The 15,058-nt window shown below is 71.3% G+C and carries 13 protein-coding genes; 11 read left to right on the plus strand and 2 right to left on the minus strand.

Annotation, left to right across the window (positions count from 1 at the left end):
• Nucleotides 1-69 precede the first annotated feature (69 nt).
• The 4 genes from ACIGO6_RS30205 to ACIGO6_RS30220 all read left to right on the plus strand — a co-directional run bounded on the left by ACIGO6_RS30205 (nucleotide 70) and on the right by ACIGO6_RS30220 (nucleotide 4,626).
• Complete coding sequence (locus tag ACIGO6_RS30205; RefSeq protein ID WP_399881839.1) at nucleotides 70-636, plus strand: DUF4365 domain-containing protein; 567 nt, start codon at nucleotides 70-72, stop codon at nucleotides 634-636.
• Complete coding sequence (locus tag ACIGO6_RS30210) at nucleotides 633-1,895, plus strand: hypothetical protein (protein ID WP_399881841.1); 1,263 nt, start codon at nucleotides 633-635, stop codon at nucleotides 1,893-1,895. The genes ACIGO6_RS30205 and ACIGO6_RS30210 overlap by 4 nt, the downstream gene beginning before the upstream one ends.
• Nucleotides 1,896-2,013: 118 nt before the next feature.
• Nucleotides 2,014-3,990, plus strand: a complete 1,977-nt coding sequence (thrS, locus tag ACIGO6_RS30215; protein ID WP_399881843.1) for a threonine--tRNA ligase — start codon at nucleotides 2,014-2,016, stop codon at nucleotides 3,988-3,990.
• An 87-nt stretch (nucleotides 3,991-4,077) separates the two neighbouring features.
• Nucleotides 4,078-4,626, plus strand: a complete 549-nt coding sequence (locus ACIGO6_RS30220) for an HIT family protein (RefSeq protein WP_399881845.1) — start codon at nucleotides 4,078-4,080, stop codon at nucleotides 4,624-4,626.
• A 129-nt stretch (nucleotides 4,627-4,755) separates the two neighbouring features.
• On the opposite strand, the gene ACIGO6_RS30225 is transcribed toward ACIGO6_RS30220, so the two are convergent.
• Complete coding sequence (locus ACIGO6_RS30225; protein ID WP_399881847.1) at nucleotides 4,756-6,417, minus strand: hypothetical protein; 1,662 nt, start codon at nucleotides 6,415-6,417, stop codon at nucleotides 4,756-4,758.
• A gap of 215 nt (nucleotides 6,418-6,632) precedes the next feature.
• Complete coding sequence (locus tag ACIGO6_RS30230; protein WP_399881849.1) at nucleotides 6,633-8,828, minus strand: elongation factor G-like protein EF-G2; 2,196 nt, start codon at nucleotides 8,826-8,828, stop codon at nucleotides 6,633-6,635.
• Nucleotides 8,829-9,036: 208 nt separating this feature from the next.
• Between ACIGO6_RS30230 and pgsA the strand changes: the two genes are divergently transcribed.
• The 7 genes from pgsA to ACIGO6_RS30265 all read left to right on the plus strand — a co-directional run bounded on the left by pgsA (nucleotide 9,037) and on the right by ACIGO6_RS30265 (nucleotide 14,911).
• The gene (pgsA, locus tag ACIGO6_RS30235) at nucleotides 9,037-9,762 is read left to right on the plus strand and encodes a phosphatidylinositol phosphate synthase (RefSeq protein WP_399881896.1); all 726 of its coding nucleotides are present in this window, start codon (nucleotides 9,037-9,039) and stop codon (nucleotides 9,760-9,762) included.
• Complete coding sequence (locus tag ACIGO6_RS30240; protein WP_399881851.1) at nucleotides 9,759-10,688, plus strand: phosphatidylinositol mannoside acyltransferase; 930 nt, start codon at nucleotides 9,759-9,761, stop codon at nucleotides 10,686-10,688. The genes pgsA and ACIGO6_RS30240 overlap by 4 nt, the downstream gene beginning before the upstream one ends.
• Nucleotides 10,685-11,848, plus strand: a complete 1,164-nt coding sequence (locus ACIGO6_RS30245; protein WP_399881853.1) for a glycosyltransferase family 4 protein — start codon at nucleotides 10,685-10,687, stop codon at nucleotides 11,846-11,848. The genes ACIGO6_RS30240 and ACIGO6_RS30245 overlap by 4 nt, the downstream gene beginning before the upstream one ends.
• A 63-nt stretch (nucleotides 11,849-11,911) precedes the next feature.
• Nucleotides 11,912-12,454, plus strand: a complete 543-nt coding sequence (locus ACIGO6_RS30250) for a hypothetical protein (RefSeq protein ID WP_399881855.1) — start codon at nucleotides 11,912-11,914, stop codon at nucleotides 12,452-12,454.
• A gap of 124 nt (nucleotides 12,455-12,578) precedes the next feature.
• Entirely contained in the window at nucleotides 12,579-13,490 is a 912-nt protein-coding gene (pdxS, locus tag ACIGO6_RS30255) for a pyridoxal 5'-phosphate synthase lyase subunit PdxS (protein WP_399881857.1), read from the plus strand.
• Between the two features lie 12 nt (nucleotides 13,491-13,502).
• Nucleotides 13,503-14,111 (plus strand): pyridoxal 5'-phosphate synthase glutaminase subunit PdxT, encoded by a 609-nt coding sequence (gene pdxT, locus ACIGO6_RS30260; RefSeq protein ID WP_399881859.1) that lies wholly within the window; start codon nucleotides 13,503-13,505, stop codon nucleotides 14,109-14,111.
• Between the two features lie 47 nt (nucleotides 14,112-14,158).
• A complete protein-coding gene (locus ACIGO6_RS30265; RefSeq protein WP_399881861.1) occupies nucleotides 14,159-14,911 on the plus strand; it encodes a YebC/PmpR family DNA-binding transcriptional regulator in 753 nt (250 codons plus the stop codon).
• The last annotated feature ends 147 nt before the right edge of the window (nucleotides 14,912-15,058 follow it).

Here is a 15,058-nt window from a genome sequence, read left to right on the forward strand (position 1 = left end):
CAGGAGTACGGGTCTCTGCAGTTCAGCGACCCGCAGCGGGGACACACCAGTTCTGGAAGGCTGTTGGTCATGGCCATAGCGCAGCCCGAACGGGGCGGGCTGCTGCCCGAGCGCACGGCGCCCACACGCGGCTCACTCGCCACCACCGCCTGCATGGAGACCCTGCAGGTCGGCTACCTCCACGCGGTCGCCGCGGCGGCGGGCTGCTCACTCTCCCAGCCCTTCCCGGACAACGGCATCGACTGGCACGTCAGCCACAGCGCCCCCGGGCACACGGTCGACGACGAGGTCACCATCAAGGTGCAGCTCAAGGCGACGTACCAGATCCCGCCGAGCCCGCCCGGCCGCTTCTTCTCCTTCACGCTCGACAACGACCACCTGGCGAAGCTCGCCCGCACCCCGGTCTCGGTGCACAAGATCCTCGTCGTGATGATCGTCCCCCGGTCCCGGGACCAGTGGCTGCGCGCCGGCCACGACCGGCTCGACCTCAGGCACTGCTGCTACTGGACCAACCTCGCCGGACACCCGGTCACCGGCCGGCGACGCACCACCGTGCGGATACCGACCGCGCGTGTCTTCGACGACCGGGCGCTGTGCGAGATCATGACGCGGGTCGGGACGGGAGGGAAACCATGACGCACCGCCCGACCGGCGAGCCCCTGCGCGCCTTACGGCCACATCCGGCCCACGCCTCCGGTGATGCCGTCGGCGGCCCACCCGGGCCGGGCACCGTCGACCCGGCCGTGCTGACCGCCCTGCTCCACCGGCACGGCTGGCAACGGCGCGGCGGCGCCCCCGGACGCTACGGCCGCTGGACCCCGCCCGGCCCGGACGCTGGCACCACCAGCCTGCTGGTGCCCGTCAGCCGTGCCTTCCCCGACAGCGACGACCTGCTCGGCGAGGCGCTGGTCGCCCTGTCCCGCAGCGGGATGCCCGCCGCCCGCGAGATCCTCGTCTCCCTCGCCGTACCGAGCGACGAGATCCGCTGGGGGCGCGACGTACCGGCCGGGCCCGGCGACATCGCCTCCTGGACCGTCGAGGAACAGCTGCGCTCCGCCGCCCGCCGGATGCTCCTCGCCGGAGCGCTCGCCACACGCGCGCGTGCCGGCTACTACGGTGCCCGGCACCGGCGTGCCGCCACCGCGGCCCTGCAGAACGTCCTGGTCGGCCCCGCCCCCGGCGGCCGCCGGCTCACGGCGTTCGTGCCCGTCTCCACCGGCCGCCCCCTCGCCGTCCGCCTCCACCAGGCCCTCTTCGCCGCCCGCGAGGCCGTCGACTACCGCCGGGCCACCGGCGGTATGGAGGCCTTCGACGCGGCCGTCGCGGCGGGCGTCAGCCACGAACTCACCGAGGCGCTCGTCGCCCTGGTCCGGGGCACGGAGGGCGCGCGCATCGCCGTCGACTGGGCCCCGGCCGCCGGTGTCCCCGACGGCTGCGCCGGCCTCGCGGAACCCGTCGAGTTCTCGCCCGGCGACCTGCCCGCCCTGCGCGAGGCCGCCGCCCGCTACCTGCGCGCGGAGCCCTCGATGCCGGTGCGGATCACCGGCACCGTCGTCCGCATGCGCCGCACCGGGCCGCGCGGCGCGGGCACCGTACGGCTGCGCGTGCTGGCCGGCGCGGAGGTCACGCAGGTGCGCATCACGCTGGACGAGGAGGCCTACCGGATCGCCGGGCACGCCCACCTCGTCGGGCTGCCGGTGCGGGTCCTCGGCCGGCTCGAGAGCCGGGGCGGGTTCCGCCGGCTGACCGGCGCCTGCGAGATCGCGCCCGTGCAGGTCGACGACGCGGAGCGGGACCGGCTGCTGAAGGCGGTCCAGGAGCACGTGGAGGTGGCGGCCTTCTTCGAGGAGACCTGCGGAGGCGACGGCGAGGACGGCGAGGACGGCGAGGACTGAGCACGGGGACCGGCCGCGGGGAACGATTTCGCGGTCGACGGGCCCGGGTCGGTACGATCGCCCTCATGCGTGCGCTCCGGTATGGCGCCGCAGCCCCACCTTCAGTCAGGAGAGACCGGTGTCAGACGTCCGTGTGATCATCCAACGCGATTCCGAGCGGGAAGAACGCGTGGTGACGACGGGCACCACGGCCGCCGAGCTCTTCGCCGGCCAGCGCTCGATCGTCGCGGCGCGTGTGGCCGGTGAGCTCAAGGACCTCGCCTACGAGGTCAAGGACGGCGAGACCGTCGAGGGCGTCGAGATCTCCTCCGAGGACGGCCTGAACATCCTGCGCCACTCCACCGCGCACGTCATGGCGCAGGCCGTGCAGGAGCTGTTCCCCGAGGCCAAGCTGGGCATCGGCCCGCCCGTCAAGGACGGCTTCTACTACGACTTCGACGTGGAGAAGCCCTTCCACCCCGATGACCTCAAGGCCATCGAGAAGAAGATGCAGGAGATCCAGAAGCGCGGGCAGCGCTTCTCGCGCCGCGTCGTCACCGACGACGAGGCTCGCGAGGAGCTCGCCGACGAGCCGTACAAGCTGGAGCTGATCGGCCTCAAGGGCTCCGCCTCGCACGACGACGGCGCGGACGTCGAGGTCGGCGCCGGCGAGCTGACGATCTACGACAACCTGGACGCCAAGACCGGCGACCTGTGCTGGAAGGACCTCTGCCGGGGTCCCCACCTGCCCACCACCCGGAACATCCCGGCGTTCAAGCTCATGCGCAACGCCGCCGCCTACTGGCGCGGCAGCGAGAAGAACCCGATGCTCCAGCGCATCTACGGCACCGCCTGGCCGACCAAGGACGAGCTGAAGGCGCACCTGGAGTTCCTCGCCGAGGCCGAGAAGCGCGACCACCGCAAGCTCGGCAGCGAGCTGGACCTGTTCTCCATCCCGGAGCAGATCGGCTCCGGCCTCGCCGTCTTCCACCCCAAGGGCGGCATCATCCGCCGGGTCATGGAGGACTACTCGCGGCGCCGCCACGAGGAGGAGGGCTACGAGTTCGTCTACACCCCGCACGCGACGAAGGGGAAGCTCTTCGAGACCTCGGGCCACCTGGACTGGTACGCCGACGGCATGTACCCGCCCATGCAGCTCGACGAGGGCGTGGACTACTACCTCAAGCCCATGAACTGCCCGATGCACAACCTGATCTTCGACGCGCGCGGGCGTTCCTACCGTGAACTGCCGCTGCGCCTGTTCGAGTTCGGCACCGTGTACCGGTACGAGAAGTCGGGCGTCGTGCACGGCCTGACCCGGGCCCGCGGCTTCACGCAGGACGACGCGCACATCTACTGCACCCGCGAGCAGATGTCGGAGGAGCTCGACAAGACGCTCACCTTCGTCCTGAACCTGCTGCGCGACTACGGCCTGACCGACTTCTACCTGGAGCTGTCCACCAAGGACCCGGAGAAGTTCGTCGGCTCGGACGAGGCCTGGGAAGAGGCCACCGAGACGCTGCGCCAGGTCGCCGAGAAGCAGAACCTGGAGCTCGTGGCGGACCCGGGCGGCGCCGCGTTCTACGGCCCGAAGATCTCCGTCCAGGCCAAGGACGCCATCGGCCGCACCTGGCAGATGTCGACCATCCAGCTCGACTTCAACCTGCCCGAGCGCTTCGACCTGGAGTACACGGCGGCGGACGGCACCAAGACCCGCCCGGTCATGATCCACCGCGCGCTGTTCGGCTCCATCGAGCGCTTCTTCGCGGTGCTCCTGGAGCACTACGCGGGTGCCTTCCCGGCCTGGCTGGCGCCGGTGCAGGCGATCGGCATCCCGATCGGCGACGCGCACGTCGAGTACCTGGAGAAGTTCGCGGCGGCGGCTCGCAAGCAGGGCCTGCGCGTCGAGGTCGACTCCTCCTCCGACCGGATGCAGAAGAAGATCCGCAACGCCCAGAAGCAGAAGGTCCCCTTCATGGTCATCGCGGGCGACGAGGACATGGCGAACGGTGCCGTCTCCTTCCGCTACCGCGACGGCTCCCAGGAGAACGGCATCCCCGTCGACGAGGCGATCGCCAAGATCGCCAAGGTCGTCGAGGAGCGGGTGCAGGTCTGATCGCAGGGTTCGACAGTCCGTGACGGGCCCCCGGGAGATCTCGGGGGCCTTTCCCGGTCGTCGCACGCGACGCCATATGCTGCACGCATGACGAGTGAGCCGGAGCAGCAGTTGGGAGTGGGGACGCAGGACGCGTTCCAGCGCCTGTGGACGCCCCACCGGATGGCCTACATCCAGGGCGAGAACAAGCCGAGCGGCCCCGGCGCCGACGACGGCTGCCCCTTCTGCTCGATCCCGGCCAAGTCCGACGAGGACGGGCTGGTCGTCCGGCGCGGTGAGCACGTGTACGCGGTGCTCAACCTGTACCCGTACAACGGCGGCCACCTGATGACCGTGCCGTACCGCCACGTCGCCGACTACACCGACCTGACCGACGCGGAGACCGCCGAGCTCGCCGAGCTGACCAAGCAGGCGATGACGGCACTGCGTACCGCCTCCGGCGCCCACGGCTTCAACATCGGCATGAACCAGGGCACGGTCGCCGGCGCGGGCATCGCCGCCCACCTCCACCAGCACATCGTGCCCCGCTGGGGCGGCGACACGAACTTCATGCCGGTCGTCGGCCATACGAAGGTGCTGCCGCAGCTGCTGGGCGACACCCGCAAGATGCTGGCGGAATCCTGGCCGACGGGCTGATCTGCGGCGGACGCCCGCATCGACCAGCCCGTCCGGCGTCCGAGGATGAGGCCGCTGAGGCCGATGCGGGGTCCGGGGCGCAGTCCCCGGCGACGGTCACGCCAACCCTGCCGCGCGACCGCCGGAGGCCTACGCGTTGTAGAGGTCGGCCTTGCCCGGCGTCGGGTCCTGTACCGCCGTGCTGAGGAAGGCCGACCGGGTGCCGAACTTCTCCGTGTCCGCGCCGTTCTCCTCCAGTACCTTGATCGCGGCGGAGTGCACCACCCGCAGTACCGGCGCCGCCGCCCGCAGCGCGTCGTCGGCCATGAAGCGGTGCCGCCACGGCTGGTCCGCCCACGCGTGCCGCAGTCCGAACGGCTCCGGCAGCCCGATCGTGCCGCCCAGCCAGTTCAGCAGCGGCGGGTACCAGGTGAGGGGGGCGCGGACGGCGAGCCGTACCACCTCGTTGGCGGTGACCAGCGGGAGCATCACCTTGCGGGTCTCCCACGGCTTGAACGACTTGGCGACCTCCTTGGAGGGGGCCTCCGGCTTGGTGGTGAAGAGCGGATTCACCGGACCCAGCGCGTGGCCGGTGACCTCGATGCGCAGGGTCTCGTGCAGCACGGTCACCGTGATCAGCATGGTGATGACCAACTGACCGTCCCACAGCGTCCACTGGACGCCCAGGTAGTGCCGGTCACCGGCGCCGAACTGCTGCTTGTTGCAGATGTCCTGTATCGCATGGGGCTTGACCTGGTACGCCTCGACGTCCGTGCCCTCCGGGCGGGACACCGCCTTGGCGTTCTCGCCGATCGGCGTCACGACCCAGTGCCGTATGGACGGCTTCGGGAAACCGCCGGTGTTCAGCGGGCCGCGCTCCAGCATGCGCAGCTGGTCGTGGATCGACCGGACGACGTCCCAGCTGCGGAAGGGGTGGATCTCCCGGGCCGGGTCGGCCGGCACCAGGTTCTCGGCGAGCTGCCAGCTGCCCCAGCGCGTGCCCATCCCGAGTATGCCCTTGGGACCGGCGTAGAAGACGGAGTTGGACTGCTGCTCGGCGCCGAGCTTGGCCAGGGACTGGCGCAGCTGCTCGGCCGCGGTCTCGCCCGGGTTGCTGGGCACCGCCTCCGGCACCTTGGCGCCGACGCCGCTGCCCGACAGGAGGCCGTCCCAGCGCTCCCGCAGGTCCTTCGCGGTGCCCTCGCAGATCCGCTTGGCCCAGAACCAGCCGATGACGGGCATCACGACCGCCGCACGCGCGTACCAGGCCCAGAAGCCGGAGAAGGGCATCTTGACCAGGAACAGCACGGCCAGCGCGGCGATCGCCACGAGGACGGCGGTGCCCAGCGCCCCGGCCTGCTTGTTCTCCGCCTTGGAGACGGTGGTGCGGATCTGGAAGCCGAGCAGCCAGACCAGCATGCCGGGCAGGAACAGCAGGCCGCACAGCACGATCACCGTGGACAGCCGGGCGTCGCGCGCCTTGCGGATGCCGTTGGCCGCCAGGCAGTGCTCGACGACCACCTGCGGCTCGGCCCCGAAGGACTGGATGAGGGGCTTGCGGTCGCTGCCCAGCATGCGGTCGGCCACCGCGCGGGAGAAGGCCTCGCCGAGGTTGGGACGGAAGATCGTGGCCCAGGACCGGCCGGCGTTGAGGGTCGTCTGGTGCCACTCGTTGTCGGCCTTCTTGATCTCCTTCAACTCGCTGTCGCGGTAGGCGGCCGAGGCCAGCGCGAAGGTGGCCGTCTGCCCCCCGCCGTCCGTACGCGGCACCTGCGGTCCGAAGAAGTCCGCGTAACCGCCGTCAACGGTCATTCCCGCCCCCGATCGCCACCACTGTCGCTCCTGCGGGCCTTCCCGACTTCCCTGCCCCGCACACCTGTTGATCAGGTCATCAGCGTATCCGCCAGGACCGACATGCGTCACCGGACGCCCAAAGGCGCCCGCACGTGCGCGGGTTGCCCGCGAGGTGCGCCGTCGTACGCCGGGGACGCGCCGCCCGCGCGGGGTCCCCGGCGTACGAGGTGCCGCTACGAGGCCCGCGCCTCCTCGCGCAGCCGTTCCGCGATCTGCGGGGGCATCGGTTCGTGCCGCGCGTAGCGGCGGTCGAAGCGGGCGGTGCCGTGCGAGAGGGAGCGCAGGTCCACGGCGTACCGGCCGATCTCGATCTCGGGTACCTCGGCCCGGATCACGGTCCGTCCGCCGTTGGTCTGCTCGGTGCCGAGAACCTTGCCGCGCCGCCCGGACAGGTCGCTCATCACGGCGCCCACGTAGTCGTCGCCGACCAGGACGCTCACCTCGGCCACCGGCTCCAGCAGATGGATCCTGGCCTCGGCGGCCGCCTCCCGCAGCGCGAGCGCGCCGGCCGTCTGGAAGGCGGCGTCGGAGGAGTCCACCGAGTGCGCCTTGCCGTCGAGCAGTGTGACGCGGACGTCGATCAGCGGATGGCCGGCGGCGACGCCCTTGGCGGCCTGCGCGCGTACGCCCTTCTCGACGGACGGGATGAACTGGCGGGGCACCGCGCCGCCGACCACCTTGTCCACGAACTCGATGCCCGAGCCGCCGGGCAGCGGCTCCACCTCGATCTCGCAGATGGCGTACTGGCCGTGCCCGCCGGACTGCTTGACGTGCCGTCCCCGCCCGGCCGCCCGGTTCCCGAAGGTCTCGCGCAGGGAGACCCGGTGGGGCACGACGTCGACCTGGACGCCGTAGCGGCTGCGCAGCCGTTCCAGCGCGACGTCGGCGTGGGCCTCGCCCAGGCACCACAGGACCACCTGGTGGGTGTCCTGGTTCTGCTCCAGGCGCATGGTCGGGTCCTCGGCGACCAGTCGCGCCAGCCCCTGGGAGAGCTTGTCCTCGTCGGGTTTGCTGTGTGCCTGGATGGCGAGCGGCAGCAGCGGGTCGGGCATCTCCCACGGGGCCATCAGCAGCGGGTCGTCCTTGGCCGAGAGTGTGTCCCCGGTCTCCGCGCGGCTCAGCTTGGCCACGCATGCGAGGTCGCCCGCGATCACGTGCGAGACCGGCCGCTGCTGTTTGCCGAACGGGGTCGACAGGGTGCCGATCCGCTCGTCGACGTCGTGGTCCTCGTGCCCCCGGTCGGCCAGCCCGTGCCCGGAGACGTGCACCGTCTGGTCGGCGCGCAGGGTGCCGGAGAATAGGCGGACCAGTGAGATCCGGCCGACGTACGGGTCGGAGGAGGTCTTCACGACCTCCGCGACCAGAGCCTCGTCGGGGTCGCACTTCCGCAGCTCGCGGGCGGCGCCCTCGGGGGTGGTCACCCGGGGTGCCTCCCGCTCCAGGGGCGTCGGGAAGCCGCGCGTGATCAGCTCCAGCAGCTCGACGGTGCCCAGTCCCTGCCGGGCGTCCTCGGCGGCGGGGGCGGCCGCGAGGACGGGGTGGAACACGCCCCGTGCCACGGCCCGCTCCAGGTCCTCGATGAGGGTCTTGACATCGACCGGTTCGCCGCCCAGATAGCGCTCCATGAGGGTCTCGTCCTCGCTCTCCGAGATGATCCCCTCGATGAGCACGCCGCGGGCCTCGTCGATCAGCGGCAGCTGGTCCTCGCCCGGCTCGGACTCCTTGCGTTCGCCGGAGGCGTAGTCGAACAGCTTCTGCGACAGCAGCCCGATCAGCCCCGTCACGGGTGCGTGCCCGTCGGGGGCCTGCGGTCCGTGCAGCGGCAGGTAGAGCGGGAGCACGGCGTCGGGATCGTCGCCGCCGAAGGCCTCCGCACAGATCCGCGTCATCTCCTCGAAGTCCGCGCGGGCGGACTCCAGGTGCGTGATCACGATGGCGCGCGGCATGCCGACGGCGGCGCACTCCTCCCACACCATGCGGGTCGAGCCGTCCACCCCGTCGGAGGCCGAGACGACGAAGAGGGCCGCGTCCGCCGCGCGCAGACCGGCCCTCAGCTCGCCGACGAAGTCGGCGTACCCGGGAGTGTCCAGGAGGTTGATCTTGATGCCGTCCCATTCGACCGGCACCAGGGAGAGCTGTACGGAGCGATGCTGCCGGTGCTCCATCTCGTCGTAGTCCGAGACGCAGCCGCCGTCCTCCACGCGGCCCGCCCGGTTCACTGCTCCCGCGGTCAGCGCGAGAGCTTCCACCAGAGTCGTCTTGCCCGCTCCGGAGTGGCCGACCAGCACCACATTCCGTACGGACGTGGGGTGGTCGGCCGCCGTTGCCCTTCCGGCGGCTCCAGGATGGGTGTGTGCCTTGTCGCCCATGTCCTTGCCTCCCGTGCACGGTGAGGTCACTGTGGGCGCGGACACGCGGGACCCGCGTGCACTGGCGGCTCCGGCGACGCCCGCGGTCCTTCGAGCTTTCCACTCCCGTCACGCCGCGTCCATACGACGGTGGGGATCCCGCCCCTCACCGGCCGCTCACCGGGGGGCCCGGGTGCCCGTCCGTCACCCACGCGCGCGCGTGACTACGATGGGCCAGCCGGTGGCCAGCAGGGGCCGCGCGGCCACACCGACCGTCGGGAAGGCCATGCTGAACAAGTACGCGCGTGCATTCTTCACGCGTGTCCTCACACCGTTCGCCGCGTTTCTCATCCGCCGGGGGGTCAGCCCCGACACGGTCACGCTCCTCGGCACCGCCGGCGTCGTCGCGGGTGCGCTGGTCTTCTACCCCAGGGGTGAGTTCTTCTGGGGCACGGTGGTGATCACGCTCTTCGTCTTCTCCGACCTCGTCGACGGGAACATGGCCCGCCAGCTCGGCCGCTCCAGCCGCTGGGGCGCCTTCCTGGACTCCACGCTGGACCGGGTCGCCGACGGCGCGATCTTCGGCGGTTTCGCCCTCTGGTACGCGGGCGGCGGAGACGACAACGTGCTGTGCGCCGTGTCGATCTTCTGCCTTGCCAGCGGCCAGGTGGTGTCCTACACCAAGGCGCGCGGCGAGTCGATCGGCCTGCCGGTCGCCGTCAACGGGCTGGTCGAGCGCGCCGAGCGCCTCGTCGTCTCCCTGGTCGCGGCCGGTCTCGCGGGCCTGCACACGTTCGGCGTGCCCGGCATCCAGTACCTGCTGCCGGTCGCCCTGTGGATCGTCGCCGTCGGCAGCCTCGTCACGCTCGTCCAGCGCGTCGTCACGGTCCGCCGGGAATCCGCCGAGGCGGACGCCGCCGCGCAGGAGAGCCAGGGCACCGAGGCGGCGAAGTGAGCGCTCAGGAGCGGCTGGCCGACGCGCTGTACGGCGCCGGCTGGAGCACCGTGAAGAAGCTCCCCGAGCCGGTCGCCGTCCGCCTCGGCCGTACCGTCGCCGACCTCGCCTGGAAGCAGCGCGGTACGGGCGTACGGCGGCTGGAGAGCAACTACGCGCGCGTGGTGCCCGGCGCGAGCCCGGAGCGGCTCGCCGCGCTCTCGCGTGCGGGCATGCGCTCGTACCTGCGGTACTGGATGGAGTCCTTCCGCCTCCCGGCGTGGAGCAGCGAACGGATCAGGACGGGCTTCGCGGCCAAGGACCTGCACCATCTGACCGACGGCATGGACGCGGGCAGGGGCGTGGTCCTCGCCCTCCCGCACCTGGCCAACTGGGACCTCGCCGGCGCCTGGGTCACCACCAAGCTCGGCATCCCCTTCACGACGGTCGCCGAACGCCTCAAGCCGGAGACGCTCTACGACCGCTTCGTCGCCTACCGCGAGGGCCTCGGCATGGAGGTCCTGCCGCACAGCGGCGGCACCGCCTTCGGCACGCTGGCCCGGCGGCTGCGCGACGGCGGCCTGGTCTGCCTGGTCGCCGACCGCGATCTGTCCGCCTCCGGCGTGGAGGTCGACTTCTTCGGCGAGACGGCCCGCATGCCGGCCGGTCCCGCCCTGCTGGCCCAGCAGACCGGCGCCCTGCTCCTGCCGGTGACGCTCTGGTACGACGACTCGCCGGTCATGAAGGGCCGGGTGCATCCGCCGGTCGAGGTGCCCGAGTCGGGTACCCGGGCCGAGAAGACGTCCGTCATGACACAGGCGCTGGCCGATGCCTTCGCCACGGGGATCGCCGAGCACCCGGAGGACTGGCACATGCTGCAGCGCTTGTGGCTGAAGGACCTCGACCCGGCCAAGGCGCCCGGGTCCCGGGGGCAGGGCGCCTCGTGAAGATCGGCATCGTGTGCCCGTACTCGTGGGACGTGCCGGGCGGCGTCCAGTTCCACATCCGGGACCTGGCCGAGTACTTCCTCCGCCTCGGCCACGAGGTGTCCGTCCTGGCCCCCGCCGACGACGACACCCCCCTGCCCCCGTACGTCGTCTCCGCGGGCCGCGCGGTGCCGGTGCCGTACAACGGCTCGGTGGCCCGCCTGAACTTCGGCTTCCTGTCGGCGGCCCGGGTGCGGCGCTGGCTGCACGAGGGCGCCTTCGACGTCATCCACATCCACGAGCCGACCTCGCCCTCGCTCGGCCTGCTCACCTGCTGGGCCGCGCAGGGCCCGATCGTGGCCACCTTCCACACGTCCAACCCGCGCTCCCGCGCGATGATCGCCGCGTACTCCATCCTCCAGGCCGCCCTGGAGAAGATCAGCGCCCGGATCGCGGTGAGCGAGTACGCCCGCCGCACCCTCGTCGAGCACCTGGGCGGGGACGCGGTCGTCATCCCCAACGGCGTCGACGTCGACTTCTTCGCCGACGCCGAGCCCGAGCCGGAGTGGCAGGGCGACACGATCGGCTTCATGGGGCGCATCGACGAGCCGCGCAAGGGCCTGCCGGTGCTGATGCGGGCCCTGCCGAGGATCCTCGCGGCCCGCCCGGAGACCCGGCTGCTGGTCGCCGGGCGCGGCGACGAGGAGGAGGCCGTGGAGAGCCTGCCCAGGGAGCTGCGCTCCCGGGTGGAGTTCCTCGGCATGATCAGCGACGAGGACAAGGCCCGCTTCCTGCGCAGCGTCGACCTGTACGTCGCCCCCAACACCGGCGGCGAGAGCTTCGGCATCATCCTTGTCGAGGCCCTGTCGGCGGGCGCCCCCGTGCTCGCCTCCGACCTGGACGCCTTCGCCCAGGTGCTCGACCAGGGGGCGGCCGGTGAACTGTTCCCCAACGAGGACGCCGACGCGCTGGCCGAGGCGGCGGTACGGCTGCTGGCGGACCCGGAGCGCCGGGCCGCGCTGCGGGAGCGGGGCAGCGCCCACGTACGGCGCTTCGACTGGTCCACGGTCGGTGCGGACATCCTGTCGGTCTACGAGACGGTGACGGCGGGTGCCGCGGCGGTGGCCACGGACGACCGCGCGACGGGTCTGAGGGCACGTTTCGGACTGGCGCGGGACTGAGCGCCGGGCCCCGGGGGGCATCGGGATTCCCGGCCCCACCGGGGTTGACTAGGGTTGCGGTCCGTGACCGCAACTCTCATCTGGATCCTGGTCGTCCTCGTGGCCGTCGGCCTGTACCTGAGCTGGACGGCGGGGCGGCTGGACCGGCTGCACGCCCGGATCGACGCCGCCCGTGCCGCACTCGACGCGCAGTTGCTGCGCAGGGCGTCCGTGGCCCAGGAACTGGCCACCTCCGGGGTCCTCGATCCGGCCGCCTCGATCGTCCTGTACGAGGCCGCGCACGCCGCCCGGCAGTCGGAGGAGGAGCAGCGGGAGGTCGCCGAGAGCGAGCTGAGCCAGGCCCTGCGCGCCGTGCTCGCCGATTCCCAGCAGGTCGACGCGCTCCGCGCGGCGCCCGGGGGAGAGGAGGCGGCCCACGAGCTGGCCGAGGCCGTGCGGCGCGTTCCGATGGCCCGGCGCTTCCACAACGACGCCGTGGGAGCCGCGCGCAGGCTGCGCGAGCACCGCAAGGTCCGCTGGTTCCGCCTCGCCGGACACGCCCCCTTCCCGCTGGCCTTCGAGATGGACGACGAGCCGCCGACGGCCCTGGTGGAGCGGGCCGCGTAGGGCGCCCTCGGCGGACCTGGCGCCGAAAACGATCCACCGCCTTCCCATTGGCCCTTGCTGTGGCCTGGTCCGCTCGCGTTTCCTCAGTGCTGCACCAACCCCCTCTCCCCTCAGTGAGGTACCCGTGTCCAGCACGTTCTCCGAAAACCAGGCCCCCGAGACCGGCACCGCCCGCGTGAAGCGCGGCATGGCGGAGCAGCTCAAGGGTGGCGTGATCATGGACGTCGTCACGCCGGAGCAGGCGAAGATCGCGGAGGACGCGGGCGCCGTCGCCGTCATGGCCCTCGAGCGGGTTCCGGCCGACATCCGCAAGGACGGCGGCGTGGCCCGCATGTCCGACCCGGACATGATCGAGGGCATCATCAACGCGGTCTCCATCCCCGTGATGGCCAAGTCCCGTATCGGCCACTTCGTCGAGGCCCAGGTGCTGCAGTCGCTCGGCGTCGACTACATCGACGAGTCCGAGGTCCTCACCCCGGCCGACGAGGTCAACCACTCGGACAAGTGGGCCTTCACCACCCCCTTCGTGTGCGGTGCCACCAACCTGGGCGAGGCCCTGCGCCGCATCGCCGAGGGCGCCGCGATGATCCGCTCCAAGGGCGAGGCCGGCACCGGCAACGTCGTCGAGGCCGTCCGCCACCTGCGCCAGATCAAGAACGAGATCGCCCGGCTGCGCGGCTACGACAACAACGAGCTGTACGCCGCCGCCAAGGACCTGCGCGCCCCCTACGAGCTGGTGAAGGAGGTCGCCGAGCTGGGCAAGCTCCCGGTGGTGCTCTTCTCCGCCGGTGGCGTCGCCACCCCGGCCGACGCCGCGCTCATGCGCCAGCTCGGCGCCGAGGGCGTCTTCGTGGGCTCCGGCATCTTCAAGTCCGGTGACCCGGCCAAGCGCGCCGCCGCCATCGTGAAGGCGACCACCTTCTACGACGACCCGAAGATCATCGCGGACGCGTCCCGCAACCTCGGCGAGGCCATGGTCGGCATCAACTGCGACACCCTCCCCGAGACCGAGCGCTACGCCAACCGCGGCTGGTAAGGCACCGATCCCATGAGTGACACCCCCGTCATCGGCGTCCTGGCCCTCCAGGGCGACGTACGGGAGCACCTCGTCGCCCTGGCCGCGGCCGACGCCGTGGCCAGGCCGGTGAGGCGTCCCGAAGAACTCGCCGAGGTCGACGGCCTGGTCATCCCCGGCGGCGAGTCCACCACCATCTCGAAACTGGCCGTCCTCTTCGGAGTGATGGAGCCCCTGCGCGCGCGCGTGCGGGACGGTCTGCCCGTCTACGGCACCTGCGCCGGCATGATCATGCTGGCCGACAAGATCCTCGACCCGCGCTCCGGGCAGGAGACGGTCGGTGGCATCGACATGATCGTGCGCCGCAACGCCTTCGGACGGCAGAACGAGTCCTTCGAGGCGGCCGTCGGCGTCGAGGGCGTCGAGGGCGGTCCCGTGGAGGGCGTCTTCATCCGTGCCCCCTGGGTGGAGTCCGTGGGCGCCACCGCCGAGGTGCTCGCCGAACACGACGGTCACATCGTCGCGGTCCGCCAGGGCAACGCGCTGGCCACCTCGTTCCACCCGGAGCTGACCGGCGACCACCGGGTGCACCGCCTCTTCGCCGACATGGTGCGCGCGAACGGGGTGGCGGAGTCCTTGTAGGATTCCTGCGTTCGTTCAAAGACGGGTTACGCGAAGGAGACAGGCAGATGTCCGGCCACTCTAAATGGGCCACGACGAAGCACAAGAAGGCCGTCATCGATGCCAAGCGCGGCAAGCTCTTCGCGAAGCTGATCAAGAACATCGAGGTCGCGGCCCGCATGGGCGGTGCCGACATCGACGGCAACCCGACGCTGTACGACGCCATCCAGAAGGCGAAGAAGCAGTCGGTGCCGAACAAGAACATCGACTCCGCGGTCAAGCGCGGCGCCGGCCTGGAGGCCGGTGGCGCCGACTACGAGACGATCATGTACGAGGGTTACGGTCCGAACGGTGTCGCGGTGCTCATCGAGTGCCTCACCGACAACCGCAACCGCGCCGCCTCCGACGTCCGCGTCGCCATGACCCGCAACGGCGGCTCCATGGCCGACCCGGGCTCGGTGTCGTACCTGTTCAACCGCAAGGGCGTCGTGATCGTCCCCAAGGGCGAGCTGGGCGAGGACGACGTCCTCGGCGCCGTCCTGGACGCGGGCGCCGAGGAGGTCAACGACCTCGGCGAGTCCTTCGAGGTCCTCAGCGAGGCCACCGACCTGGTCGCGGTTCGCACCGCCCTCCAGGAGGCCGGCATCGACTACGAGTCCGCCGACGCCAACTTCGTCCCGACCATGCAGGTCGAGCTGGACGAGGAGGGTGCCCGGAAGATCTTCAAGCTGATCGACGCCCTGGAGGACAGCGACGACGTGCAGAACGTCTTCGCCAACTTCGACGTGAGCGACGAGATCATGGAGAAGGTCGACGCGTAACGCGTTCACTGGCTCAGCGGGCCGACGGGACACACCCCGTCGGCCCGCAGCTTTGATGCTCCTATTGCTGTCAAGCGGCTTGAAGCCAGTCGCGGTAGGCGTGGGTGAGGTCGTCGTCCCTGCTGAGTCCTCGTTCGAGTCTGGAGA

The organism is Streptomyces sp. NPDC053750 (assembly GCF_044544295.1).
GTDB lineage: Bacteria > Actinomycetota > Actinomycetes > Streptomycetales > Streptomycetaceae > Streptomyces.

Excerpts from the sequence above, each read along its gene's own strand:
- ACIGO6_RS30205 (WP_399881839.1), top strand. The coding sequence starts at position 70 with ATGGCCATAGCGCAGCCCGAACGGGGCGGGCTGCTGCCCGAGCGCACG.
- pdxT (WP_399881859.1), top strand. The coding sequence starts at position 13,503 with ATGAGTGACACCCCCGTCATCGGCGTCCTGGCCCTCCAGGGCGACGTA.
- ACIGO6_RS30265 (WP_399881861.1), top strand. The coding sequence starts at position 14,159 with ATGTCCGGCCACTCTAAATGGGCCACGACGAAGCACAAGAAGGCCGTC.
- ACIGO6_RS30225 (WP_399881847.1), bottom strand. The coding sequence starts at position 6,417 with ATGACCGTTGACGGCGGTTACGCGGACTTCTTCGGACCGCAGGTGCCG.
- ACIGO6_RS30230 (WP_399881849.1), bottom strand. The coding sequence starts at position 8,828 with ATGGGCGACAAGGCACACACCCATCCTGGAGCCGCCGGAAGGGCAACG.
- ACIGO6_RS30210 (WP_399881841.1), top strand. The coding sequence starts at position 633 with ATGACGCACCGCCCGACCGGCGAGCCCCTGCGCGCCTTACGGCCACAT.
- ACIGO6_RS30220 (WP_399881845.1), top strand. The coding sequence starts at position 4,078 with ATGACGAGTGAGCCGGAGCAGCAGTTGGGAGTGGGGACGCAGGACGCG.
- pgsA (WP_399881896.1), top strand. The coding sequence starts at position 9,037 with ATGGGCCAGCCGGTGGCCAGCAGGGGCCGCGCGGCCACACCGACCGTC.